Source organism: Chryseobacterium sp. KBW03, from assembly GCF_003852415.1.
Taxonomy (GTDB): Bacteria; Bacteroidota; Bacteroidia; order Flavobacteriales; family Weeksellaceae; genus Chryseobacterium; species Chryseobacterium viscerum.
Window position 1 is genome coordinate 106,258 of record NZ_QAJO01000004.1, and the last position, 24,885, is coordinate 131,142.

Here is a 24,885-nt window from a genome sequence, read left to right on the forward strand (position 1 = left end):
TGAAGACAGCCTATTTTTATTTGCTTTTAATCAAGACAGATATACGGCCTTCTTGGCGGATAGCAGCAATAAGGATTGCTACAGAAAATATATCCTGCCTGACATCCTCCATCTACCGGTGTTTCACAAGCTAATGCTGCACCTCCTAAAACAGTTTTTAACTCTTTCCTGTTTAAGTTTTTTAAATTTTTCATGATTAATTTTGTTTAGTTTAATTTCCTACTCTTGAAGATTTTCGGATTCCTCTTTTTATTTCTCTTTACCTGGAATTAAAAATACAATTTATTTATTAAAAACCTACATTTCAAATCATTATAAATTAAAATTATTTAAATCAACAACAATATCTCTTGTCATAATGAATTAATTTAATTATTTTAGCATTTAGTACACTAAACTTACACAACTCATTGTAAGCAAGTTAACAACAAACCAAGTTAAAATTAAAAATTAATCTCATGAAAAAAATGAATTCAACAAAACTTTCAAGAACAGAATTGAAAGAGGTATTCGGAGGAACACTGTATCCGGCACCATGCCCGGGAGGATGCCATGGTGAAGCTTTGATCAGATGTCCTGACGGTACAACCACGATGACTAATTTTATATGTATGGGGGGAAGCTGCCAACCGGCAGCAATGTGCAAGCCACTGGTTCTCGAACCTTTTCCTGATCCGATTATAATCACCCCATAATCTGAATGAACAATAAATAAAGTGAGCTTCCCGGCTCACTTTTTATTATCTTTAAATAAATAAAATTTACCATGAAAGTAAGACTATTCGTTTTGCTGTGTTTAGCATCAACAAAACTGATCTTCGGACAAACTGTTCCCAAAGAATACACCGATAAAGTAAAAACGGCGGAATCACTTTACCAAGCCAAGGATTTCAAAAACTCTGCCAGCAACTATTCAGAAGCCTTTAAGTCTAACGGCTGGAAAGCATCTCTAAATGACAGGTACAACGCAGCATGCTCTTGGGCAATGGCATCAGGGCCAGACAGTGCATTTTCCCAACTTGACAGGATTGCAGTAAAATTCAGTAATTATAACCATATAACAACGGATACAGACCTTAGCTCTTTACATAGTGATAAACGATGGAAGCCTCTAATCGAAAAAATCAAACAGAATCAGGAGAAAGCAGAAGCAGGTTTGAATAAACCCTTGGTTGCAAAGCTTGGTGACATTTATAATGAAGACCAAAAGTATAGAAAACAAATCGAGGATATTGAAAAAAAATACGGCGGAAACTCAAAAGAAATGAATGAGCACTGGCAGCTTATCAATAAAAAAGATTCTCTCAATCTTATTGAGGTAAAAGCCATTCTTGATAAATATGGCTGGGTGGGCCCTGATGTTGTGGGCGGACAGGGAAGCATTACATTATTTCTTGTTATCCAACATGCAGATCAGGCAACACAGGAAAAATATTTGCCCATGATGAGAGATGCTGTAAAAAAAGGTAAAGCACAAAGCAGCAGTCTGGCCCTTCTCGAAGACAGGGTGGCCCTGAGACAAGGTAAAAGACAAATTTACGGCAGCCAGATCGGACGTGATCCTGAAACACAAATATATTATGTATCCCCACTGGAAGATCCTGAAAATGTAGATAAAAGACGCGCAGATGTTGGACTTCCTCCATTGGCAGAGTATGTAAAGAATTGGCAAATTAAATGGGATGCTGAACAATATAAAAAAGACCTACCTAAACTGGAGGCAAAAACAAAGCACAAATAAACAGAAATTACACCACTCTATTATTCATGGTTAGATTTCAAATCTAATTGACATTCTTCTATTTTAATCTTATTCTACATTTAAAAAAAACTAACCTTCATTTTAACATTTATCATAATATAATTTGCTATTTTAGTTCAATCTTTTTTAAACCTACTTATTTAATTATAAGAGCGTTAAGAATAAATTAAATTACTAAACAAAAAAAATTAAACCATGAAAAAGAACTTAACAAAACTTTTAAGAACAGAATTGAAAGAGGTATTCGGAGGAACACTATATCCTGCACAATGCCCCGGAGGCTGCCATGGTGAAGCGATGATCCGATGTCCTGACGGCACTACCACTATGACTAATTATATATGTATGGGTAACAGATGCGAAGTCAATAGCTGGGCTTGCGGTCCTTTAGTACCCATTGGACCTATTGAAATTGATCCTGGAACATTAGTACCATAAACATAGTCTATGAAAATAAATACAGTGAGTCTTCCCGGCTCACTTTTTTATTATCTTTAAATAAACAAAAACCATCATGAAAACCATTGAGGAAGTTCTTAAAAAACTGGATGAAATCATCATCTGGTGCAAAGAAAACAAGAGTCCTGCAGGATATTTTGCCTGTACCTACCGGATCATGACCGCACAGGTTCTGAAAGGAATTCAGCAGAAAAAATTTGAGGATAATCCCAGAATGACCTCACTCGATATTGCTTTTGCACAAAGATATCTTCAGGCATGGGAAAGCTATAACAGGGGAGAAAAATGTACCAATTCATGGTATATCGCTTTTGAAGCTGCTAAAAACAAAAACCTGCTGATATTACAGCATATATTCCTTGGCATGAATGCTCATATCAATCTCGATCTTGGTATTTCTGCCGCAGCCATCATGCCCTACCGGAAAATAAATCCGTTAAAAAAAGATTTCGAGAACATTAATAATGTCATTGCTTCCATCAATCAGAATGTACAGGATTCTCTGAACAAAATATGTTATCCCGTGGATCTTATTGACAAGCTATCCAACGGAAAAGATAATGTTGTACTTGATTTTGCCATTTCCAAAGCAAGAGATACTTCCTGGGCGACCGCTGTAATAGCCTCCAATACTCCGAATTTCTTAAGAGAATCGGTTATTGGCATCGTAGATTACGCCGCAGCTAAAGTTGCTACACAAATTCTGAATCCGAAGATCCTCACTCCCGCTCTTTTAAAAGAATTTAAAAAGTGTGAAAGCATTGACATCGTGAAAAATATTGAGATTTTGGAATCCACAAAGAGTTCTTAATAAAAAGGCCGGGATCTTCCTCACGGATCCCGGCCTCATAATGAACAAAATAAAAGAAACTATAGTGCCTCCTTATGCTTTTTACGATAGGCATAATGGAAAATAATTGGCAGTATTGTAAATGACAGCAGCATACAGACAATCAGCCCTCCAACAATCATAATGGCTAAAGGTTTCTGAATCTCTGAGCCCATTCCATTCGACATTGCTGCAGGAAGAAGTCCCATAGATCCCATCAGGGCAATCATAACCACCGGGCGTATTCTGCTTTTCACTCCCTGTGCAATGGATTCTTTAAGAGACATTCTGCTTTGCAGATTTTCTTTCATCACTCCGATCAGAACAATACCATCAATCGTAGCTACTCCGAAAAGGATGATAAATCCAATCCCCGCTGAGATTCCGAAGATAGTCCCCGTAAACCAAAGGGATAAAAACCCTCCAATAAAAGCAAATGCCAGTGTAATGGAAGAGATCAGTGTATCTTTTACATTTCCGAAGTTGAAATACAACAGCATCAAAATAAGAACTAAAGATATCGGTACTACCATTGCCAGCTGTTTTGCTGCTCTTTCTTTACTTTCAAATTCCCCAGCCCACGTCATTTTATGATTTTTCGGAAGTTTTACTTCCTTATCTACTTTCGCTTTTGCTTCCTCGATCGTACTTCCCAGGTCACGTCCTTCAATATTAAAACCAACTCCGATATACCTGCTGTTTCCTTCACGGTAAATAAATGATGGTCCGGTATGATAATCTATGGTTGCAATTTCTTTCAATGGGACTTTCTTATTATCCTGTGTAGGAATGAGAATATTCCCCATTTTTTCCGGAGTATCACGATATTGTTTTTCAAATCTCAGCATGACATCAAACATTCTTTCTTCTTCATAAAACTTGGTGGCAGCCTGTCCGCCGATCGTCATTTCGATGACAGCCTGTGCATCTGCTGTGGAAATACCATATTTTGCCATTTTAGAATCATGAAGCTGTATTCTCAATTCCGGAAGTCCAATATTTTTAAACACATTGACATCTGAAATTCCTGGAACTGTTCTGATGGAATTGGCCACTTTATTGGCATAGTTTTCAAGCTCGAAGAGATCATTTCCGAAAATCTTAATAACCAGTGGTGCTTTTACTCCTGCAACATATTCTTCTACATTATCCTGTATTGGCTGGCTGAATCCAAAATTGATTCCCGGATATTTTTCAAGGGAAACTCTCATTTCTTCAAGAAGTTCTTCTTTGGATATTTTTTTCTTCCATTCTCCTTCCGGCTTCAGCTGGATATTAAATTCGATATTAAAGAAACCTGTAGGATCTGTACCGTCATTCGGGCGGCCTGTCTGAGTCATGACAAATTTCACTTCATCATATTTCATTAAAATCTCCTTCATCTCTTTGGTCAACCGTACCGATTCATCCAGATTGACACTGTTGGGAAGTGTTGCTCTCACGTAGATTGCTCCTTCATTCAGTTTTGGTAAAAATTCGGAACCGTAATTTGAGAATCTCCAACCGCAAACAGCAAGTAAGGCAACAAAACCGATGATAAATCCTTTTTTATGGCGGTCACTGAATTCGTAGATCCTATAGATATTTACTTTGAAGAATCTTGAGATGAAATTTTCTTTTTCTTCAATATTTTTGGTCAATAAAATTTTACACATCGCCGGAACATAGGTCAAACTTAATATCAATGATCCTAATAATGCATATCCCAGTGTAAACGCCAAAGGAGAGAACATTTTTCCTTCCACTTTCTGGAATGAGAAGATTGGCATCAGAGCAACAATAAGAATCAGCAGGGCAAAGAAAATATAGCTTGCCACACTTCCTGCGCTTTTCTTAATGATCCCCAGTTTGGAGATTTTGTTGAATCTCCGCACTCCTATTGCCCTGGCTTTAAGTTCGAGAGCCACAAAGACGTGTTCTACGATGACCAGCGTTCCTTCCAGAAGCAGTCCGAAATCCAGCGCTCCCATCGAAATCAGGTTGGCCGGCAGCCCTTGAATTTTAAGCATAATAATGGCAAACAAGAAAGCCAAAGGAATGACTGATGCTACAATGAAAGTTGTTCTCCAGTTATATAAAAATATAAATACGATGATCGAAACCAAAATTACTCCTTCAATAAGGTTTTTGGAAACGGTATGAACGGTGGTATTCACGAGTTCTGTACGATCAATGATCGGAACAATCTGAACATCTCCCGGCAGCTCTCCTCCGTTCAGCTCTTGAATTCGGTCTTTCAGTCTGGCAATTACTTCACTTGGATTTTCACCACGAAGCATAATGACAATTCCTTCTACAACATCATTTTCCTTATTATACCCTACCTGCCCTAGTCTTGGTTTTGCTGAAATTTTTACTTCAGCCACATGTTTTACCAGAATTGGGGTAGAACCTTTTACCTCGATCTTAATATTTTCAATATCTTCTTTCTTCTCCAAAAGACCGATCCCCCGCACTACATAAGCCTGATCTCCTTTTGCCACAACATCTCCTCCTACATTGATATTACTCTTCGAAACTGCTTCATACACATCCAGGGGGGAAAGGTCATAATTGTGTAATTCTGTAGGATTAATTTTTATTTCATAGGTTTTTTCTTCTCCACCAAAGCTCACCACGTCTGCAACACCGGGAACTGCCAGTAATTCTCTTTCCACTACCCAGTCCTGGATTGCCGTAACTTCTTTGATGGGAAGTTTACTTTTAATAATATAACGGTAAATTTCACCCGTAGCTCCGGAAGGAGGCTCAATACTATATTCTGCCCCGGCAGGAAGGTTTACATTTCCGAGTTTATTGGAAGCATATTGCTGGGCATAAAAATCATTGACATGATCATCAAAAATCACGGTTACTACAGACAATCCGAATAAGGAAATAGAACGCACCGATGTTTTATTCGGGATGGCATTCATTTCTTTGGAAATGGGTAATGTGACAAATTTTTCGATCTCTTCAGCACTTCTTCCCGGCCATTGGGTAATGACTCTTACCCTTGTATTGGTAACATCCGGAAATGCTTCAATAGGGGTATGCATATAAGAATAGATTCCTCCGGCCAGCAAAAGAAAAGTCCCCAAAAGAACGATCAATGAATTTTTTAAAGAGAAGGAAACTATATTCTGTACAAACTTTCGCATTACTTGGTGGAATTATTTATTTGGGTTTTCAGGTTTTCGTAGATCAGCAATCCGTTGGAAGCAATGACGTTTTCACCTGGCTTTAAATTTCCTTCTACATATATATACTGGCTATTGGAAGCAATCTCAGTTACCGGTCTGATCTCCAGATCACAGTCTTTTTTGTATACCACTACATAGCTTTGGTTATTATCAAAGATCAAAGCTTTAGCAGGAATAGCCAATGCAGATTTATTCTGTGAGTTAACAGGTAATACAACATCTGCAGACATTCCGGGTCTTAGCTTCATCCCATTATTGTCCATAATGATTTTGGCCTTAAGTACTCTTTCGTTTTCATTGAAGACCTGGGAAATAGTATTGATCTTCCCTGAAAAGCTATCATCCGGATACGCCAGTGTTTTCACTATTACAGGCTGATCTACATACACATGTCTCATATTGGTAGCATACACATTGGCCATTACCCATACTTTATCCAGATTGGAAATGGTAAAAAGCTGATCTCCACCCGCTGTAACAGGCATTCCTTTGGAAATATTCTTTGAAATAACGTAGCCGTCCGCAGGAGCTTTTATCTGAATCGTATTTCCTCCTGCTGAATACAGCTGCATATTTTTCTGGGTCTTGGAAATATTAGACTGCAATATGGCTACTTCCGACCGTGCTTCCTGTAAATCTTTCTGAGAGGCAATATCATCTTTATACATCGCCTCCACGGAGGTCAGCTTTCTTTTGGCTACTGCCAGCTGAGCCTGCAAAGTTTGGGAATCATCCTGCATTTCGTTTACCGCTGTACTTTTTATACTTGCCAGACTCTGTCCTTTTTTCACATAATCACCGAGTGAAAAATAGGTATCCATCACAACTCCATCCACCAGGCTTACAAAAGGAACCGTTTTATCCGAGTTACTTTCCACTTCTCCGGTGAGGGTGATACTTTCTTCTATGGGAAGCATTTCTGCTTTCACCAGTTTAATATCTTTTTTAAGCTCTTTACTGATGCAATAGTTTTTTTCAACTTCTTTATTTTCTTTTTCTCCGGTACAACCTGTAAAAATCACGAAGGCGGAGAGGTAGATTGCAGCAATGTATTGGGTAATATTTTTGTTCATATCTTATAAATCTTGTCCTACAGCATACTGCAGGTTTTCGTAGTATTGATTAAGCTCTTTTTTAGTATCCAGTATGATCATTTTATTTCCTATGTAGGTATCCAGAAAATCCATATACTCCAGCATGCTGATATTTCTGAGTCTGAAGTTTTTTTCATGGCTTACCAGCAAACTATCCAATGTAGATTCATAATTTTCATCAATTTCTTCCGAAACCTGTTGTGTCCGGATATAGTTTCTGAAAACAGAGACAATTTCATTTTCCGATTTCAGCATATTTTTACGAGTCTCAAGTTTACTTTTCTCAATTTCAAGTCTGGCTTCCTGAATATTTCCTTTATTACGGTCGAAAATGGGAAGATCCATAGAAACCCCTAAGCCTATAAAGTCTTTCATGATATTTCCGCCACGGTCGTATCCAATGGAAACCGCTACATCCGGAGTTTTCATCGCATTTTGTATTTCGAGGTTTTTGGCAGCGTGTTTTTCTTTATTTCTTGAGATCATAATATCGGGGCGGTTTTCTTTTGCCTTTTCCATCCATTGTGCCACCTCCAATTCTGAAAGTTGTCTTTCCGGCATCACAAATGAATCTGTGATTACCAGATAAGATTGAGAAGGTAACATCAATAAGGCCTTAAGTTCTACCTGTTGATCTTCAATTTCCTGTTTTAATGAAATCAGTTTTTTCTTAAACTCAATTTCCTGAGCTTTTAAGCGGACATATTCAGCCTTACTGATATTTCCCAGGTTCAATTGATTGTTATAGGATTTTGTTAATTTCTCAATGGAAGCAATCTGTCCCTGATAAATCTTCTGTTGTTCCTGATTGTAAAGAATCTCGGTAATCGTATTCCTTAATGTCTTCTTCAGCTCACGTAAAACTTCCTGTAATTCATATTTCTCTCCTTCAATTTCTATTTTCTGGAGCTCAATATTTTTTCTTCTCTTTCCAGCGGTCTGAATGACCTGTTCTATCTCAGCAGAAATTTGGGTGTTTTTTCCCCAGTTTCCGATGAGTGCAGGCTGTTCTTCTATGTCATAGGTTCTCCATAGATTGACTTCACTGATGCTTAATTTTGGATTGGGCCAGTATTTCGCCTGAACAGCTCTTGCTTCGGCTTGTGAAATTTCAAGCTTCTGGGCAATAATGTCAAGGTTTTTAGCCAAAAAAATTGTTTCAGCTTCCTTTCTGTCAATTTTCAGGGTATCTGAAATCTGCGCAGAAAAGAAACTGAAACAATGAATATAAAATAGGGTAAAAAATAGCTTCTTCAAGGGTCTTTTATTTAAGACTACAAAGCTATTTTTCTAATATTAGAGGGAATTTTAAACAAAATTAAAATTCGGTTAGTTCAACATTAGAGTTTGATTAGAACTTTTAAAAACCACGAATGTTTTCACAAATAACACAATTATGAATGGGACGGAAATTCAAGAAGAACGCTTGTTCCGACATTAATAGCAGAATCAATTTTCATTACAATATGATGATGATCAAAGATACTTTTTGAGAGAGATAAGCCTATTCCACTTCCTTTCACGGTATCTACATTTTTTCCTCTGTAAAAAGTTTCAGATATTTTCACAAGATCATCTGCCGGAATTCCTCTTCCTTCATCTCTGACCTCGATATAAAGCCGGCTGTTCTTCTCAGATAATGTAAGCACCACAGGTTTATCATAGGAATACTTGATTGCATTTTCTACAATATTATATAATGCCAGATAGAGCAGTGTTTCATTTCCGGGAAATTCCAGCAAAGCAGGTTTTGTCACCTGAAGCTGTATTTTAATAGATGAATTGTTTTCTTTTGCTTTAGGATCAAGCTTTTCGTAAATTTTCCATACCAGCTCATCCATTCTCATTTGCTTATGAGAAGATTCAAGTTTGGTCATTCCGGACATCAGTAAAAGATTGTTGAGAATATTTTCAATCTCATATACATTCTCTAATGATTCTTTTGCCACTTCCCTATACTCTTCCGGAGTCCTGTCTTTTTGAGCGAAAACTTCAAGATTTCCGGAGATTGCAGCCAGTGGAGTTTTAAATTCATGAGAAACATAATTGATAAAGTTCTGCTGTAAGAGTACATTTTCAGAAATCCTGCCCAGCAGTTTATTATAAGATTTTATAAGATCTTCAATTTCATCATGGGTATTGGTAGAAGCAATAATTGCAGTAGAAATATTATTATATTCCACTTTATTGATGCGTTCTACAACATTGGAAATAGGTTTATAAACTACCTTAGAAAGATATCTGCTCAGAAAATAAATCGCCAGCAGTCCAATGACCAATACAGAAAGCATGATAATAGCCAGTCTTAAAATCTGTGACTGAAATGAATCATTCGGGGATTTTACAAAAACCACAAAATCTCCCTGGTTATCCGGATAGAAAATTCCATAATAGAACTGATTATCCGACATAAACTGCATGCCTTTATTATTCCTTACTGCCTGCAGGTGGGAAAGTTTTATATTTTGATCATGAAGATTTTGCCCAAAAGTAACCTCATTATTCTGATTGTAGACGGCTACCCTGTTATTTTGAATCAGGTGATTGTATTCTTTTTTGATCTGGGCATGCCTGTCTTTCGGGAGCTCATCTTTATCAAGGTAATAAATGGCAGAAATAAGCGCTGTATTCCGTAGCTTTTCAAAATAAAAAATCTTGGTACTGTCATAATAGGCAAAAAATATCACCGCAGATGTGATGATAGAAACAATGCCGAATGAAAGGCTTGAAATAAGGGTAAATCTGCTTCTGAGAGTCATTTTCAGTCTTTAATTAAATATCCGGTTCCTTTTACCGTATGAATAATTTTCTGTTCTGTTTCGTCAATCTTGTTACGGACATAAGAAATATAAACATCTACTACATTCGTTGTATTATCAAAATCAATTCCCCATACTTTGTGTAAAATCTGAGTCCTGCTCAGTACCTTGTTTTTATTCTCCATAAGGAACGTAAAAAGTTTGTATTCTGTGGGGGAAAATTCAATTTCCTTATCGTTTTGTGTTACTTTATGAAGATCTGTATCAATGGTGATATTGCCGCAAGTCAAGTACTGATCTTCTTTCTGATAACTTAATTTATTTCTTCTTGTTAAAGCTTTAATCCTTGAAATCAGTTCTTCAAAATGAAAAGGTTTTGATAAATAATCATCAGCTCCCATGTCCAGCATTTTTATTTTATCATCAGGGCTGTTCAGGGCACTTAAAACCAGAATCGGAGTATAATTTCCTTTAAATCGTATGATCTGGGTAAGCTGCATTCCATCCAATCCGGGAAGCATGATATCCATTAGAATAAGATCAAAATTATAGGTATGAAGAAGCTCACGCGCCTTTTCACCGGAATCTGCAAGGGTAAGATTGTATCCAGCCTCGGAAAGGCCTTTTATCAGAAAATTGCTGATTCTTTGATCATCTTCTACCAACAAAATATTCATAAGTCTCTGAAATTTCCCATAAATATAGGTAATCTAATTAAGAAAGGAGGATGAAGGCGGGAAGAGAGACGTAATAGAATTTTATAAAACAATTGTTTCCCATTTTATTCACCTTTCAAAAACATTGAAATTAATGTAAAAGTTGTCAGTTCTTACCTGCGCAGAAGTAACTTCCAACATCCTTCTTCCTTCTTCCAGCCTTTTTTCATAATTTTGGAAGATGGAGATGATATATTTAATTATTGGGTTTGCTGCCGGTGGTATACTGGGAGCAGTGATATTGTATTTTGCACTGAAATCATCAATGGTTTCAAGAAGTTCTTATGATTCATTAAATACCTTATCTATTAAAACTCAATCTGATCTTGAAAATTCAACGCTGAAGATTCAGGAACTTAATCAGAATATCAGCAAAGAAAAAGAATTAAATATCCTACAGCAGGATCTGTTGGATGATCTGAAAAATGAGTTTTCTAAAATCTCTGCAGAGCATTCTTCGCTCACTATCCAGTTTCAGGAATTGAAACAGCTCAATCAGAAACAGACTTCCCAGATAGAAACTCACATTCTTGAAAAGCAGTCAATTTTTGCTAAAAACTCTGAGCTTTCAGCAAAAAATGAAGGTCTCCAAAAATCACTGGATACTCAAAAAGATGAAATTGTAAAAATCCAGGAGGAGTCTAAGCTACAGTTTGAAAATCTGGCGAATAAGATTTTAGAGGAAAAAACAGAAAAGTTTACCACTTTAAATCAAAATAACTTAAAAAATATCCTCGAGCCTTTTCAGGAGAAAATTGCTGATTTAAAAAATAAAGTCAACGAAGCCTACGAAAAGGAAAATAAAGAACGTTTCTCTCTCGCTGAAAAAGTGAAAGAGCTGGCAGAACTGAACCAACAGATTTCTGAGGATGCCAAAAAACTGACCCGCGCTCTGAAAGGAGAAAGCAAAACTCAGGGGAACTGGGGCGAAATGATTCTGGAAAGTATTCTAGAAAAATCAGGGCTAGTAAAAGGAAGAGAATATTTCCTGGAGCATGAATTACGTGACGAAGATAATAATGCTTTATTCTCTGAATTTTCCGGAAAAAAAATGCGTCCGGATGCTGTGATAAAATATCCGGATGAAAGAAATGTCATCGTTGATTCTAAAGTTTCCCTTACCGCTTTCACAGAATTGGTAGACGAAACCGATGCAGATGTATATGCTATAAAAGTAAGCCAGCACCTTGGATCTATCAAAAATCACATCACACAATTGAGCCAAAAAGCCTATGACGATTATGGCAAATCACTAGATTTCGTGATGATGTTCATTCCCAGTGAGCCGGCTTATATTGCAGCCATGCAGGCAGACCAAAACCTTTGGAATTACGCCTATGAAAGAAGAATCTTATTGCTTAACCCAAGTAACCTGATCACTTCCCTTAAGCTAATTGCTGATCTTTGGAAACGCGAGTACCAAAACAGAAATTCCATGGAAATTGCGGAACGTGGTGCCAAACTGTATGATAAATTTGTAGGTTTTGTAGAAAACCTAGAGAAAGTTGGGCGAAATCTCGACCAGGCGAAGAATGTATTTAATGATGCCTATAAACAGCTTCATACCGGAAATGATAATCTTGTAATCCAGACTCAGAAACTGAAATCATTAGGAATCAAAAACAAAAAAGATCTGCCTCAAAGCCTTATTGACAACAGTAATCTTATTGAACCATCAGAAAACTAAATCCTGGATTTTATGTTTTCTTTTGCCTCATATCCTTATCCAACATCTGAATCCTTCAAAGAAATTCTTATTTCTTCTCTGGGAGCCGGAATTTCTGTGTATCTGTTTCTGATTATTTTTCAGCCTTTCGGTACGGAAAACTTTCATCATCCTTATAAGTTTGCATTGCTTTTCCCGTATTGTATTATTTTTGGCGCTTCTTTTTTTATTGCCAACCTTACGACTTCAAGGTTCACCAACTGGAATATTGGATCAGAATTGGTGAAAATAATTATCATTTTATTCCTGGGATCTGTACTCTCCTACTTTTATAATTCATTATTTTTAAGTCATGTAGAACTTGACCTTGGAAATTACTTCTATATGCTTCTTTATTCTCTGGCTGTGGGCATTCCGATATCGGTCATTTATATTTTATCACGGTATATCTATTTGAAAAACGTTCATGAAAATATGGCTAAAGATATTTCTCAGCATCTAACTGTTTCTATTCCTGGTCAGCAACAAAGTCTATTGAAAATATCAACACAGAATACTGAGCTTATCATCAATGAGAATGATTTCCTGTGTGCTCAGTCCATGGAAAATTACTGTACATTTTACTTTTTAGAGAATAATAGTGTAAAAAAGATGTTAGTCAGAATCAGTTTATCCAACGCTTTACAACAAATCGAAACTGGTTCCATCAAAAAATGCCACCGTTCTTATATTGTGAATCTTGGAAGGATAAAGAACCTTAAAGGAAACGCTCAGGGATATAAATTAATTCTTCCGGAAATCGATTTTGAAATTCCTGTTTCAAGAAGTTTTATTCCGGAAATTATCCCTCAACTGCAGCAACAGAATTCATAATTTTTGTCATTCGTCACTATTCCTTGCTATTCATCACATTAATTTTAAGGCATTGATTTAAAGCTACAATTTTGCTCAAAAATTAAATGACATGAGTAAAAACATCCGCTTCTCTTCAATTTTCATTCTGGGCTTTACGACCTATTACTTTTTTGATCTTTTGTGTTTCAAAAGTATCCAGACCTTCTCAAAAAATCTCTTTCAGAGCAAAGCTATAGCGCATATTGTTGCTTATTCTGTGACTCTAATTCCATTAGTGATCACTTCAAAACTCTTGTTGCCCAAAAGAAATATTCCCGAGGTATTTTCATTAAACAAGTCTATAATCAAAGGATTTTTCCTCGCTCTTATCGGAACCCTTCCCATGCTTATTGGATATCTGATTCATTTTAAACTTATCAGTACTATCAACTTTGAATATTTGTTTATAAATACGTTTTCTTCAGCCTATTTTGAAGAAGTCATCTTCAGAGCTTTTCTTATTGGGACACTATATCGGTTTACCAGGCTCGGTTTTCTATCTTCTGCTTTATTGGGTTCTTTACTGTTTGCACAGGTACATGTATACCAAAGTCATGATATAACAGAACTTGCCGAGATATTTGTTATTACATTTTTGGGATCATTATTCTTTGCCTGGGTATATTTTGAATCGGAATACAACTTATGGACAGCAATATTCCTTCATTTTTTTATGAATCTGTACTGGGAAATCTTCAATGTATCGGAAAATGTTTCAGGAAACCTCTATGGAAATCTCTATAAACTACTCTCCATTATCGTCATAATAGCAGTTGTTATCTATTTCAAAAGAAAAAATAAAATCTCATTTGAAATAACAAGGAAAAGTCTTTTTATCAAAACCAGAGAACTTCAATCATAAATTTTGCATAATTTTGCGGAATGTTGATAGAAAGTTTTCAAAACGATAAAATAAAAAATGTCACTAAGCTCCTTACTGACAACAGGTTTCGTAAGAAATCAAATGTTTTTGTAGTAGAGGGCCAGCAGGAGAATGAAAGGGCGATGCAGTATAATTTTGAACCGCTGGAGTTCTTTATCTGTGAAAATATCTTTAAAGGAAATCTTCCCGGAGGGAAAATTCATTATGTAAGTGAAAAAGTATACGAAAAAATAGCTTACAGAGGAAGCTCAGAAGGGATTATCGGAATTTATACTGCGAAAGACACCCCTCTTTCTTCATTTGTACCTAAAGAAAATTCTACCGTAATTATTGTTGAAGGAGTAGAAAAACCGGGAAACCTTGGTGCTATTTTAAGAAGCTGTGAAGCATTTGGTGTAGATGCACTGATTGTTGCTGACGGAAAAACCGATTTCTACAACCCCAATGTGATCAGATCCAGTGTAGGTTGTCTTTTCGGGATGGAAGTATATCAGGCTGAAAATGAAGAAACCTTAGCGTTTTTGCAAAAGAATAGTTTCAATATCTATACTACGCTTATGGATGAAAGCGCTGAAGATCTTTATAAGAGAGATTTCAAACAGCGTTCTGCTGTATTATTCGGTACAGAGCATTCCGGGCTCAGTGATTTCTGGATTGGAAAAGGAAAAAACACATTAATTCCTATGGCTGGAAGTATTGATTCTCTAAATCTGAGTAATGCTGTGGCCATTACCTGCTATGAATCTTTAAAACAGAAGAAAGGATAAATAATCCCTTCGTTAAGTAACTCAATGAGATTGCTTCGCCTTCGGCTCGCAATGACTAAGCATAAAAAAACCGTTTCACTGGGTGAAACGGTTCTTTTATTGTTAAGCGTTTGCTTAGAATTATTTCTTAGCAGCGTCTTTTGCAGCATCTTTAGCAGCAGTTGCAGCACCTTTAGCAGCATCAGCAGCACCTTTAGCAGCTTCTCCAGCTCCTTTAGCAGCATCTTTAGCAACTTCAGCACCAGCAGCAGTAGTAGCAGCAGCAGCATCTTTAGTAGCTTCTACAGCAGTAGTTGCAGCAGAATCAACAACTTTAGCAGCAGAATCAGAAACTACAGCAGCAGAATCAGCTACGTTAGCAGCAGCAGAATCAGTTGCTCCTTCAGTAGAAGTAGCTTCAGTTTTTTTACAAGCAACTAGAGAGATTGCAGCGATAGCAGCTACGAATAATGACTTTTTCATAATAAATTAAATTTAATTTTGTTAATATTGTTTTATAAAATTTTATTCTGTTCTGTTATTTGAACAAGACAAAGGTAGAGCAGTTGGAAAGTTTGTTTATGAAAAATAATTGTAATACCTTTGTAAAATAGTTTTACAAATAAAAACAACTGATAATCAACAATTTAATTATTTTTTGAAAAATTGACAGATTTAGATCTTTTACACTTTGAACAGCTAAAAAGGGATGTTCAGGGTCAATACTTAAAAGAGTATACCCCTTCACAGGATGATATTTCCAAGTGGAAGGGTATAGATATAATATATTTTCAGGAAGACCTGCGCAAAAAAGCGAAAGGTAACATCAGTGAAAAGTCATTTTACACCTATTTTAAAAATTCTCCAGTCACTAAATTACCAAGGATAGACATGCTCAATTTATTGAGTATCTATGCGGGTTATGACTCTTGGTATGAGTTCAAAAAAACGCATCTTTTTGCGGGTGAACTGTTACAGGAAAATGAGATTCTGGAGGAGGAAGAAATCGATGAACTTGAAAAAATCGTTGCAGCAGCTCCTGAACTTCCAAAAAGCGAAATTCAACCTAAAAAAATTGAAACAAACACCGCTGAAAACACTGATTTACAAAAAACAAATACTGAAAATCAAAAAGTTACACAAAACACAACAGCAACAAACAATACTGAAATTTCACTCATTCCATCCAAGAAAAATTTCTTTAAAAAGAATGCCTGGGCACTGGTTACTTCCGTCTTGATTACCATTACTGGTCTGTTAGGATTTAAAGATGTTCTTTTTTCAAAAACTTATAAATATTGTTTCATTGATAAGGACAGAGGAGTTTCTGTGATCAACACTTTAGAAATAATGGTGGTAAAAGAAAATGAATCTCCATTGATGTATAAAATAAAACCGGGTGATTGTTTTTATTATTCTACCAAGGATAAGAATTTGAAAATGCGGATCAGTGCACCTTTCTACGAACCTCTGGAGGTAAACAGAAGCCTTGAAAATGCGCCTGAAGAAGAAAAAATAGAGCTAAAGCCGGATGATTATAAAATGGCGGTCTATTATTTCTCTATAAAAGATATAAAAGGAGGAAATCCAGATGAACAGTTTGCGCTTATTAAGCAGAAAAGAAATCAATTGGAAAATCTTATCAGCAGCAATGCTGTGATCTATCAGGTATATGACAATGATACCTATGGAATAGAAAGACTGGACAAACAGAAATATATCACTCTGGTAACCACTCCAACGACCTCACTGAAAAACCTGAATGTAATAGAAATGAAAAAGGATACGAAAGGGAAAATTGTATCCATCAAATTTAAAATTGCTACCACAGATGAAAAGAATAAATAATTTTTTAATTTTCACCGTGCTTCTGACTTTATTCATTGCCTGTAATAATAAAACCTCAGAGGTAAGCGACCTCGATAAACTACGAAACAGCAACAACGAAAAAAGCTATCCTGCTGTACAGATGGACAGTATGCAAGCGATCAATTCCATCACAAAACAGAAAGTTCAGGAACTGCTTGATCTTTCTACTCTGTATCTTACCGGAAACAGAAATACAGAAATAGATACTGTTATTTACTCACAGATGGAAAGCTATTTCCACAAACCCGATTCTTTGACCTTTAAAAAACTGTTAAAAGAACTGGACAGTATGAAAGCAAAAACAGCAAAGGTGAGCAATCTGAATGTTTATAAAGAGTTTTATAAAAAAGATACACTGGATTACGCTAAGTTCAATGTGGAATATTTTGACAATAAAAACAGGTCTTTAGGAAGCTTTGAAAAGAATGCACAATATATTCTGTTGTCTACTTCAAAGCTTAAAAAAGAATTTAAATTCTACTTTTTAGATTTTTATTCCAAACCGCTTAAGAAAGACAGCACTTCTGTAGGAGTCACCAAATAGTCTAAGGGAATATCATTTTCCCAGACATCATCCACATATTCATCGGGGTCAAAGTAATTGACTCCGATTTTTTTTGTATTTACCGATATACTTTGGAACAATCCGTCATAAAAGCCTTTCCCATACCCTACCCGATTTCCTTTTCTATCACAATACAACAAGGGGGTAATGACATAGTCGAAATCCGTTTTACCGGAATCCTCATTGGAAACAGGTTCTGAGATCCCCCAGCTGTTGGTTTCAAAAGCAGTATCTTCAAAAATTTCGATATTAATCAACTGGTCACCTACAATTTTAGGAACGTAAACACGTATATTATTCGCTATAAAATATTGAATGAAGATTTGGGTATCAATTTCTTTTCTAGCCGCAATCGGGATAAAAACATGTACTTTCTCCGATTCTTTAGGCTTGAAATATTGAATGAAATTCTCAAAAATCTTTTCAGATAACAAGAAAGCCTCATCTGTAGACAAGGCTTTTCTTTTTTGCATATATTTTTTTCTAAGCTCGGCTTTTAGCATCATTATTAAGTTATTGTAACTGAAATAATTCTTACCGGACAAGCTTTTTGAAGCTTGATCACTATGATGAATTATGCGTTTTGCAAAATTCTGTACAGTTTATCAGATAAACGAACTCTGAATGGAAGTTCGAAAGTAACCTGATCTCCTATTTTTGCGGTTTCACAAGGACCTCCATTGGCGTAGATTTCAGTAATTGTAATTTCCTGTTCTCCTGTTGTAGGACCTGAAATTAATACTTTATCACCTACTGACAAATCTTTATTTTCAATTAAAAACTGTGCAATTTTTGATTTTGAGAAATAATGTTCTGCTCTACCAATCAATTCTTTTTTAACCGCAATCTTTTGACGGATATTTTTCGTTTCAGCTTTTGCTAAAGGTTTGTCTGATAACTCTCCCGAATTTTTGAATTTCAGTGCATCGGATTTTCCTTTTCTGAACACTTTATTTCCAACCTGCAGTCCTTTTCTTAATGCTACCTGCTCTACCAAAGGCAAATGTATTGTTTCCAGACATTCTGTAGAACAACAGTTCTCCATTGCAGCCTTACATTCATCACACTGGATAAATAAAAGATGACAGGCATCATTCGCACAGTTGGTATGGTTATCACAAGGTTTCCCACACTGGTGGCATTGTGAAATAATATCGTCAGTAATTCGCTCTCCTAAACGGTGGTCAAATACAAAGTTTTTACCGATAAACTTGCTCTCTATTCCTTCTTCTTTTATCTGGCGTGTATATTCAATAATTCCGCCTTCCAATTGGTAAACATTTTTAAAGCCCTTATGTTTGAAGTAAGCACTGGCTTTTTCACAACGAATTCCGCCCGTACAATACATCAACAGGTTTTTATCTTCTTTAAAGTCCTGTAATTGTTCGTTGATAATCGGTAAACTTTCTCTGAAATTCTCCACATCCGGAGTAATAGCTCCTTCAAAGTGTCCTACTTCACTTTCGTAGTGATTTCTGAAATCGACCACAATGGTATTCGGATCATCCAGTAAATTATTGAATTCCTGTGCTTTTAAATGTATTCCTTTATTGGTAACATCAAAAGTTTCGTCATTCAATCCGTCAGCAACAATTTTATTTCTAACCTTTATCGTTAATTTTAAAAAAGAATAATTGTCTTGATCTACCGCTACATTCAAGCGGATTCCTTTCATGAAGTCGTAAGCTTCCAGTGTATTACGAAATGCCTCAAACTGATCCGCAGGAACACTCATCTGAGCATTAATTCCTTCATGAGCAACATAAATACGGCCAAGCGCATCCAGTACGTTCCAGGCTATAAATAATTCATCGCGAAATTTTTTGGGATCTTCAATTTTGGCATACGCATAGAAAGACAAAGTAAGACGGTCTTTACCGGCTTCATCAATAAGTTGAGCTCTTTCTTCTGCGCTTAAGGTGTTATACAGTTGCATGCTATAAACGTTTTAAGTGAGAATAAAATTTTTGCAAAGATAATAATTTTTGAATTAAGTCTGTCTATGACACAAATCACGAACTATCAGGAAAGGAGATTATAAAAGAAAGCTGTACTTTATATCAGTAAGTCTGACCTATTTTTCTTTAAGCTTTTTTTAAGTTATGTTAACTCTGACATTAACAATTATGACATAAGACATAAAATGACATAATAGCAGTTAAATTTTAGTTAAAGTTGAAACATAGCATGCTAATTGCTTACTTATTTAACAGTAAATTTGTTTACTCAAAAACATAAAAAAGAAATTAATTAATAAACCAGAAAGATATACAATGAAGAGTACTTTAAAAAAACTATTACCATTTGCAGTAGTAGGAGTAATCTCCGGAGCTACTACCGTTGGAGCCTTACAATATTTTGGACACACCTCCAACAATGGAGATCAATCTTATTTCACAACATCAGCACCGAATACCTCATTTGCAGGAATGAACACGGGAGCAGTAGGCGATGATTTTGTAAAAGCAGCTAAAACAACCGTTCCGGCTGTAGTTACTATTAAAAATTACCAAAGCAGGACCGCAAGCAGAGCTTCAGAACAGGATCTGTTCGACTTTTTCTTCGGAGATCCTTTCGGAGGAAAAGGACAGCAGAGACAGAAGCCACAGCAGGCTCCTGACAATATGCCATCCGGAATGGGTTCTGGGGTCATCATCTCTCCAGACGGTTACATTATTTCCAACAACCACGTGGTTGCGGGTGCTAATAAGCTGGAAGTTGTATTGAGCAATAAGAAATCATACATCGCTACTTTGGTAGGAACAGACCCTAATACAGACATTTCTCTATTAAAGATTGAAGAAAAAGGGCTTCCTTATTTGAATTTTGCGAATTCGGATAATATCGATGTAGGACAATGGGTGCTTGCCGTAGGAAATCCACTTGGATTAAATTCTACTGTAACAGCAGGTATCGTTTCTGCTAAAGGAAGAGGTATTGGTATTCTTGGAGGTCAGGGGAAAGCAACGAACCCTATTGAAAGCTTTATCCAAACAGATGCAGCAATCAACCCGGGTAACTCTGGAGGAGCTCTTGTCAACACCAATGGAGAATTGATCGGAATCAACTCTGCAATTCAATCTACAACAGGATATTATCAGGGATATGGATTCGCAATTCCTTCTAACTTAGCGAGAAAAATTATTGAGGATATCAAAAAATTCGGAATTGTACAGAGAGGATTCTTAGGGGTGCAATCTTTAGATCTTTCGAATGATCAATTGGTAAATTCCTATAATAAACAGTTCAAGACTAATCTTAAAATAGGATCCGGAGTATATGTTACAGGATTTGGTGAGAAAAGTGGTGCTGAAGATGCAGGTCTGAAAAAAGGAGATATCATTACTAAAATAGACAGCTATGACATCACAGATTTTGCTGATCTGTCTATGTCTATCGGAAGCAAACGTCCAGGTGATAAAGTACAGCTAACGTATACCAGAGATGGTAAAGTAAATACAACCAGCGTTACGCTTAGGGATCAGAAAGGAGGAACTTCCACGAAGACGAAAGCAGACCTTACGGTAACTGAAAAAATCGGAGCTGAATTTGACCCTCTTACAGAGCGTTTCAAAACAGAATACGGACTGAACAGTGGTGTAGTTGCTAAAAGCGTATCTGAGGGCAGTGAAATGGCCAAAATCGGAATCGTAGACAACTATATCATCATTGAAGTCAATGGTAAACCCGTAAATTCACAGAAAGATGTAGAAAAGATCCTGGATAGATACCAAGGAAATGTACAGGTGAAGTTTGTGGATGACTACGGAAGAATCTACACAAAAGGATTTAAAATGCCTTAATCAAAAAACAAAGTTAGTTTTACATATCAACAAAAAACGCTGCAGATCTGCAGCGTTTTTTTTATTATTTTATTTAGGTTTATTCATTTTTTCAGCGATTCTTTTCTTCTTGTTCCGCTCGTAAATAATTTCTACAATTTTACCCCCGATCCAGGAAAACGGAAAGAATGTAAGGAAAATAGAGATCTTATAAAATGTAGGATGATACGGAAATATAATGACATCCAACATCGCAATAAAGAGCATAATAAAGCCGATCAGAATAGCATAGGCTACTTTAGCATATTTAACGATAATAGCTGTTGCCACCCCACCAATGGTAGTTCCCAATCCGGAAATAAACAACAGGAAACCGAAAAATGCCTTATCATCTTTCATACTGAAAAGAAACCTCTGCCAATGCTCAAACGGAGCAAAAGCGTCAAAAGTAACCCATTGCGGAAAAGCTCTTATTCCAAGAGTAATAATAAGCCCTGCTATACCAAGGCCCAACAAAACCGCAATTGTATTTCTAAAAAAATTCATTAATCCTGATGTGCAATCATAGAAATTTCGATATCCACATTTTTAGGCAGACAAGAAACCTGTACTGTTTCACGTGCAGGATAGCTTTCAGAATCTAAATAAGATGCATAGATATCATTCATTACAGCAAAATCATCCATACTCTTAAGGAAGATCGTCGCTTTTACAACGTTTTTGAAAGTCATTCCGGCTTCCGTAAGAATAGCTTCAAGGTTTTTCATTACCTGGTGCGTTTCTTTTTCAATTCCTTCTACCAATTTACCAGTTGCAGGATCTACAGGGATCTGTCCGGAGATATATAAAACTCCGTTTGCCATATTAGCTTGTGAATAAGGCCCGATAGCTGCAGGTGCATTAACTGTGTTGATTATTTGTTTCATAGCGGATATTTATTTTTTTCTAAGGTCATATACAATCACCATCTGCTGTATTCGTTGGTATGAGAATTTTGCCAACAGTGATTTCATTAGAATTTATTTTGGTTGCAAATATAAAATTTATATTTGCAAATGCCAATCTGATATTAGAAAGGTGCATTCGGCTGGGTAAAGCTTCTGTCTTTGTACTTCAATGCATCACTTAAGATATTGGCTTTTATACCAATAAAGAAGTCATATACTTTGTACTGACCGAAAGGAACCCAGTTAAAATTGATCGTAAAACTTCGCTGATCTCTTGAAAAACCAATCCTTGTATACGCCAATTCCTTAGTCACCATGTCATAATGTGTACTTCCGTTGATATTCCAGTAAGGAGTCAGCTTGATACTACCATCCAACCCAATGGATGCAATTTTATTGGCAAACCTGCTCAACCCTTTTGAGTAAGCATAGTTCGCACTGATATTTAAAGTCCATGCCTGATCAAAATGAGCGTAATGATCATCATCAAAATAATAATTTTCATTTCGGACCTCTCCTTTTGAAGAATATTTTTTAGCATAATCGGTCTTCTCTCCAAAAATTTCGCTGCTCAAAGGATAAGATAACTGAACATTGAATCCCTGTACACTGAAATGCCCGAACTGTTCTGTTCTTATTCCTGTATCCTGCCCCGAAGAATAATCTATCCTATACGGCTCCAGTGAAAGACTGGTATTTACAGTAAGTTTATTATTGAAGAAAGAAGATTGTCCGTTGATTGAAAATACAGACCAAGGGTGATCTTTAGCAGCAAAGTTGTAGCTTCCAGCAAGGTTTAAAGATTCAAAGATCTTGATTTTTTTCACTCCTGTAGAATCGCTCTTAGACTTTACTTTCATCTCGATATTGTTACCGATATTGAAACCTAAAGCTCCTACCATTCCGCTTGAAGGGCTTCCGATAATTCCTTTTTCGAAAATAGAATAAGGAGTCAAAGCTCCGGTTGCATTGTAATAGTTTTTATAATATCCGAAGTTAGGACTTGAGAAATCCGGTGCATACGTGAAACCAATACTTGGAGTCATCATATGTCTCACCGCTTCCACTGCAGATCCTTTTTTGAATTTCAACATTCCATAAAGCGTCGTCTGAAGACTGGCTGAAGTAGAGAAAGTAGAATATCCGGTAAGGTTTTTATTGATCTCGTCAACAGTTACATTCTTTATTGGATCATAATATCTGTTAAGCGTTTTCGTGGTCAAAGCATTATCGATATTGGCACTTAAACTGAACGTGAAATACTTTGCTAAAGTTGTATTGGTTGCCAGTGCGATGTTATTTTTAAGCCCCGTCTGCATTTTCTCCCACATTTCTTTTTTAAACAACTCATTCTCCTGGGTATTTACAAAATTGGTAAGGTTGAAACCTGTATTCACCGTAATATTTTCAAGAAGTCCCGTTCTTATACCCGTTCTTGATTTGAACAGATAAAACTGGTTGATGGCTACGTTCATCTGTGGAAGACGAAGATCCGCCAGTCCTGTTGCAAAGTTTTGAGAATAAGAAGCTGTTCCTGTAATCGTTGCCGGAAGTTTCAGAAATCTTTTGGTAAGAGTTACCGTAGAGTTCTGCTGGGTATTCAATACATTCTGGTTGAAAATATAGTTGTTGTTAAGCGGATTGTTATAAAACTTTGTACTCACAATATCTACGGAAGCACTGAAGGTAAGAAACGGATTCGCTTTAGAATCCTGAGAGTGCGTCCAGTTGATTCTATAGGTACTGTTTTTGGTATAATCATCCAAACCTTTGATTCCTCTCACCATCGTACCCACATCTGCTGTAAAGTTTCCGGAGTATCGGTATTTTTTCTGATAATTTATCTGAGGACGTATATTCCAGCTTCCTTTTGTATAAATATCAGCCAGTACTTTAAGATCAAAATGCTCCCCAATCGGCTGGTAATACCCTATTCCGTTAAGGAAAAACCCTACATCTTCTCTTTCCCCGAAACTTGGGATCAGGATCCCTGCTGCCCTTTTATCTGAAAACGGCAAAATAGCAAACGGAAGATAAAGAGGAGTCGGAACCTGTTCTATAAACATTTGAATAGGACCTGTAACGATCTGCGATTTATTTTTGGTTTTTATCAGCTTAATATTATAAGCTCTCATAAAATAATCCGCAGCGGTATCTTTTTTCTTAATGAAATAATCATCCGTGGTATAATCCGCTTTTCTCATCGCGAATACGGAATCGTTATATTTTTTGGTCTTCTGAGCGATAATCACCCCTTCACTTTCTTCTGTTCTTGCATTGAAAGCGATGGCTTGTTTGGTTTTTGTATTATAGCTGAATTCGTTGGTTTCGTATTTCTTCCCAGCCTGTGTGGTAATTACAGGCTCGATGATTTTTCCTAAAGAGTCTTGTTTTCCTCTCGCGTAGATCAGACTTTTATTATCATCAATAGAAATATAATCTGCATCAATCTGCATATCCTGGTACTTTACCTGCGCATTTTTGTTCAGGAAAGTCATCTTTTTAGGGATGTCTCTCCTCTGATCGTCAGCTTTTGTACGAAGAATATCATCAAGAGATTCTTTTTTTACAACTATGGTATCCTTTTTGGAAATAGTATCATTAACCGCATTTTTAGGCAATTTTTCAGGAGTTTTCTGTGCTAAAAAATTGTTAAAAATTAGGATAATTAAAATTTGTAATATATTTTTGAGGACGGTTTTGGCCAATTTTATTATATATGATTAAGGCCC

General features: G+C 36.3%; 23 protein-coding genes. 11 read left to right on the plus strand and 12 right to left on the minus strand.

What is annotated here, in order from left to right:
• Window positions 1–26: 26 nt before the first annotated feature.
• Entirely contained in the window at window positions 27–194 is a 168-nt protein-coding gene (locus DBR39_RS24210; protein ID WP_185147153.1) for a bacteriocin-like protein, read from the minus strand.
• A gap of 264 nt (window positions 195–458) precedes the next feature.
• Here DBR39_RS24210 and DBR39_RS08510 point away from each other — a divergent pair, with 264 nt between their 5' ends.
• The 4 genes from DBR39_RS08510 to DBR39_RS08525 all read left to right on the plus strand — a co-directional run bounded on the left by DBR39_RS08510 (window position 459) and on the right by DBR39_RS08525 (window position 3,032).
• Window positions 459–695 carry a hypothetical protein gene (locus DBR39_RS08510; protein ID WP_124532222.1) on the plus strand — a complete coding sequence of 79 codons (237 nt, stop codon included), beginning with the start codon at window positions 459–461 and terminating at the stop codon, window positions 693–695.
• Between the two features lie 71 nt (window positions 696–766).
• Entirely contained in the window at window positions 767–1,741 is a 975-nt protein-coding gene (locus tag DBR39_RS08515) for a DUF6624 domain-containing protein (protein ID WP_185147154.1), read from the plus strand.
• Between the two features lie 216 nt (window positions 1,742–1,957).
• The gene (locus DBR39_RS08520; RefSeq protein WP_124532225.1) at window positions 1,958–2,200 is read left to right on the plus strand and encodes a hypothetical protein; all 243 of its coding nucleotides are present in this window, start codon (window positions 1,958–1,960) and stop codon (window positions 2,198–2,200) included.
• Window positions 2,201–2,276: 76 nt separating this feature from the next.
• Window positions 2,277–3,032 (plus strand): DUF5995 family protein, encoded by a 756-nt coding sequence (locus DBR39_RS08525; protein WP_124532227.1) that lies wholly within the window; start codon window positions 2,277–2,279, stop codon window positions 3,030–3,032.
• A gap of 59 nt (window positions 3,033–3,091) precedes the next feature.
• On the opposite strand, the gene DBR39_RS08530 is transcribed toward DBR39_RS08525, so the two are convergent.
• The 5 genes from DBR39_RS08530 to DBR39_RS08550 all read right to left on the minus strand — a co-directional run bounded on the left by DBR39_RS08530 (window position 3,092) and on the right by DBR39_RS08550 (window position 10,762).
• On the minus strand, window positions 3,092–6,190 hold the full coding sequence (locus DBR39_RS08530) for an efflux RND transporter permease subunit (protein ID WP_124532229.1): 3,099 nt from the start codon (window positions 6,188–6,190) through the stop codon (window positions 3,092–3,094).
• Window positions 6,190–7,305: an efflux RND transporter periplasmic adaptor subunit gene (locus DBR39_RS08535; protein WP_124532231.1), complete on the minus strand. Its 1,116-nt coding sequence runs from the start codon at window positions 7,303–7,305 to the stop codon at window positions 6,190–6,192. The genes DBR39_RS08530 and DBR39_RS08535 overlap by 1 nt, the downstream gene beginning before the upstream one ends.
• A 3-nt stretch (window positions 7,306–7,308) precedes the next feature.
• The gene (locus DBR39_RS08540) at window positions 7,309–8,583 is read right to left on the minus strand and encodes a TolC family protein (RefSeq protein ID WP_124532233.1); all 1,275 of its coding nucleotides are present in this window, start codon (window positions 8,581–8,583) and stop codon (window positions 7,309–7,311) included.
• 137 nt (window positions 8,584–8,720) lie between these two features.
• Complete coding sequence (locus DBR39_RS08545; protein WP_124532235.1) at window positions 8,721–10,085, minus strand: sensor histidine kinase; 1,365 nt, start codon at window positions 10,083–10,085, stop codon at window positions 8,721–8,723.
• Between the two features lie 2 nt (window positions 10,086–10,087).
• On the minus strand, window positions 10,088–10,762 hold the full coding sequence (locus DBR39_RS08550) for a response regulator transcription factor (RefSeq protein WP_124532237.1): 675 nt from the start codon (window positions 10,760–10,762) through the stop codon (window positions 10,088–10,090).
• Window positions 10,763–10,982: 220 nt separating this feature from the next.
• Here DBR39_RS08550 and rmuC point away from each other — a divergent pair, with 220 nt between their 5' ends.
• The 4 genes from rmuC to DBR39_RS08570 all read left to right on the plus strand — a co-directional run bounded on the left by rmuC (window position 10,983) and on the right by DBR39_RS08570 (window position 15,011).
• On the plus strand, window positions 10,983–12,488 hold the full coding sequence (rmuC, locus tag DBR39_RS08555) for a DNA recombination protein RmuC (protein WP_124532239.1): 1,506 nt from the start codon (window positions 10,983–10,985) through the stop codon (window positions 12,486–12,488).
• Window positions 12,489–12,500: 12 nt separating this feature from the next.
• The gene (locus DBR39_RS08560; protein WP_124532240.1) at window positions 12,501–13,340 is read left to right on the plus strand and encodes a LytTR family DNA-binding domain-containing protein; all 840 of its coding nucleotides are present in this window, start codon (window positions 12,501–12,503) and stop codon (window positions 13,338–13,340) included.
• A gap of 91 nt (window positions 13,341–13,431) precedes the next feature.
• Complete coding sequence (locus DBR39_RS08565; protein ID WP_124532242.1) at window positions 13,432–14,223, plus strand: CPBP family intramembrane glutamic endopeptidase; 792 nt, start codon at window positions 13,432–13,434, stop codon at window positions 14,221–14,223.
• A 20-nt stretch (window positions 14,224–14,243) separates the two neighbouring features.
• The gene (locus tag DBR39_RS08570) at window positions 14,244–15,011 is read left to right on the plus strand and encodes a TrmH family RNA methyltransferase (RefSeq protein ID WP_124532244.1); all 768 of its coding nucleotides are present in this window, start codon (window positions 14,244–14,246) and stop codon (window positions 15,009–15,011) included.
• A 120-nt stretch (window positions 15,012–15,131) separates the two neighbouring features.
• On the opposite strand, the gene DBR39_RS08575 is transcribed toward DBR39_RS08570, so the two are convergent.
• Window positions 15,132–15,473 (minus strand): hypothetical protein, encoded by a 342-nt coding sequence (locus tag DBR39_RS08575; RefSeq protein WP_103232469.1) that lies wholly within the window; start codon window positions 15,471–15,473, stop codon window positions 15,132–15,134.
• A gap of 183 nt (window positions 15,474–15,656) precedes the next feature.
• On the opposite strand from DBR39_RS08575, the gene DBR39_RS08580 reads away from it, so the two are divergent.
• Both DBR39_RS08580 and DBR39_RS08585 read left to right on the plus strand, forming a co-directional pair.
• Entirely contained in the window at window positions 15,657–16,838 is a 1,182-nt protein-coding gene (locus DBR39_RS08580) for a hypothetical protein (protein ID WP_124532246.1), read from the plus strand.
• Window positions 16,822–17,403, plus strand: a complete 582-nt coding sequence (locus tag DBR39_RS08585) for a hypothetical protein (RefSeq protein ID WP_124532248.1) — start codon at window positions 16,822–16,824, stop codon at window positions 17,401–17,403. Before DBR39_RS08580 ends, DBR39_RS08585 begins: the two co-directional genes overlap by 17 nt.
• Here the strand turns inward: DBR39_RS08585 and DBR39_RS08590 are convergent.
• Window positions 17,352–17,927 carry a 5-formyltetrahydrofolate cyclo-ligase gene (locus DBR39_RS08590; RefSeq protein ID WP_124533176.1) on the minus strand — a complete coding sequence of 192 codons (576 nt, stop codon included), beginning with the start codon at window positions 17,925–17,927 and terminating at the stop codon, window positions 17,352–17,354. The genes DBR39_RS08585 and DBR39_RS08590 overlap by 52 nt on opposite strands.
• Window positions 17,928–17,998: 71 nt before the next feature.
• Window positions 17,999–19,360 carry a rhodanese-related sulfurtransferase gene (locus DBR39_RS08595; RefSeq protein ID WP_124532250.1) on the minus strand — a complete coding sequence of 454 codons (1,362 nt, stop codon included), beginning with the start codon at window positions 19,358–19,360 and terminating at the stop codon, window positions 17,999–18,001.
• 337 nt (window positions 19,361–19,697) lie between these two features.
• On the opposite strand from DBR39_RS08595, the gene DBR39_RS08600 reads away from it, so the two are divergent.
• Window positions 19,698–21,227 (plus strand): trypsin-like peptidase domain-containing protein, encoded by a 1,530-nt coding sequence (locus DBR39_RS08600; RefSeq protein WP_124532252.1) that lies wholly within the window; start codon window positions 19,698–19,700, stop codon window positions 21,225–21,227.
• 69 nt (window positions 21,228–21,296) lie between these two features.
• Here DBR39_RS08600 and DBR39_RS08605 read toward each other — a convergent pair whose 3' ends face one another.
• The 3 genes from DBR39_RS08605 to DBR39_RS08615 form a co-directional block, all read right to left on the minus strand.
• The gene (locus DBR39_RS08605) at window positions 21,297–21,752 is read right to left on the minus strand and encodes a hypothetical protein (protein WP_124532254.1); all 456 of its coding nucleotides are present in this window, start codon (window positions 21,750–21,752) and stop codon (window positions 21,297–21,299) included.
• Window positions 21,752–22,132 carry a RidA family protein gene (locus DBR39_RS08610; RefSeq protein ID WP_034694591.1) on the minus strand — a complete coding sequence of 127 codons (381 nt, stop codon included), beginning with the start codon at window positions 22,130–22,132 and terminating at the stop codon, window positions 21,752–21,754. The genes DBR39_RS08605 and DBR39_RS08610 overlap by 1 nt, the downstream gene beginning before the upstream one ends.
• A gap of 143 nt (window positions 22,133–22,275) precedes the next feature.
• The gene (locus tag DBR39_RS08615; RefSeq protein ID WP_124532256.1) at window positions 22,276–24,861 is read right to left on the minus strand and encodes a putative LPS assembly protein LptD; all 2,586 of its coding nucleotides are present in this window, start codon (window positions 24,859–24,861) and stop codon (window positions 22,276–22,278) included.
• Window positions 24,862–24,885: the final 24 nt, after the last annotated feature.

Bases quoted from the DNA above. Each gene is read 5' to 3' on its own strand.
- DBR39_RS08535 (WP_124532231.1), bottom strand. From the start codon at position 7,305: ATGAACAAAAATATTACCCAATACATTGCTGCAATCTACCTCTCCGCC.
- DBR39_RS08590 (WP_124533176.1), bottom strand. From the start codon at position 17,927: ATGCTAAAAGCCGAGCTTAGAAAAAAATATATGCAAAAAAGAAAAGCC.
- DBR39_RS08605 (WP_124532254.1), bottom strand. From the start codon at position 21,752: ATGAATTTTTTTAGAAATACAATTGCGGTTTTGTTGGGCCTTGGTATA.
- DBR39_RS08530 (WP_124532229.1), bottom strand. From the start codon at position 6,190: ATGCGAAAGTTTGTACAGAATATAGTTTCCTTCTCTTTAAAAAATTCA.
- DBR39_RS08570 (WP_124532244.1), top strand. From the start codon at position 14,244: ATGTTGATAGAAAGTTTTCAAAACGATAAAATAAAAAATGTCACTAAG.
- DBR39_RS08575 (WP_103232469.1), bottom strand. From the start codon at position 15,473: ATGAAAAAGTCATTATTCGTAGCTGCTATCGCTGCAATCTCTCTAGTT.
- DBR39_RS08585 (WP_124532248.1), top strand. From the start codon at position 16,822: ATGAAAAGAATAAATAATTTTTTAATTTTCACCGTGCTTCTGACTTTA.
- DBR39_RS08595 (WP_124532250.1), bottom strand. From the start codon at position 19,360: ATGCAACTGTATAACACCTTAAGCGCAGAAGAAAGAGCTCAACTTATT.
- DBR39_RS08515 (WP_185147154.1), top strand. From the start codon at position 767: ATGAAAGTAAGACTATTCGTTTTGCTGTGTTTAGCATCAACAAAACTG.
- DBR39_RS08525 (WP_124532227.1), top strand. From the start codon at position 2,277: ATGAAAACCATTGAGGAAGTTCTTAAAAAACTGGATGAAATCATCATC.
- DBR39_RS08600 (WP_124532252.1), top strand. From the start codon at position 19,698: ATGAAGAGTACTTTAAAAAAACTATTACCATTTGCAGTAGTAGGAGTA.
- DBR39_RS08510 (WP_124532222.1), top strand. From the start codon at position 459: ATGAAAAAAATGAATTCAACAAAACTTTCAAGAACAGAATTGAAAGAG.
- DBR39_RS08550 (WP_124532237.1), bottom strand. From the start codon at position 10,762: ATGAATATTTTGTTGGTAGAAGATGATCAAAGAATCAGCAATTTTCTG.
- rmuC (WP_124532239.1), top strand. From the start codon at position 10,983: ATGGAGATGATATATTTAATTATTGGGTTTGCTGCCGGTGGTATACTG.
- DBR39_RS08610 (WP_034694591.1), bottom strand. From the start codon at position 22,132: ATGAAACAAATAATCAACACAGTTAATGCACCTGCAGCTATCGGGCCT.
- DBR39_RS24210 (WP_185147153.1), bottom strand. From the start codon at position 194: ATGAAAAATTTAAAAAACTTAAACAGGAAAGAGTTAAAAACTGTTTTA.
- DBR39_RS08520 (WP_124532225.1), top strand. From the start codon at position 1,958: ATGAAAAAGAACTTAACAAAACTTTTAAGAACAGAATTGAAAGAGGTA.
- DBR39_RS08545 (WP_124532235.1), bottom strand. From the start codon at position 10,085: ATGACTCTCAGAAGCAGATTTACCCTTATTTCAAGCCTTTCATTCGGC.
- DBR39_RS08560 (WP_124532240.1), top strand. From the start codon at position 12,501: ATGTTTTCTTTTGCCTCATATCCTTATCCAACATCTGAATCCTTCAAA.
- DBR39_RS08565 (WP_124532242.1), top strand. From the start codon at position 13,432: ATGAGTAAAAACATCCGCTTCTCTTCAATTTTCATTCTGGGCTTTACG.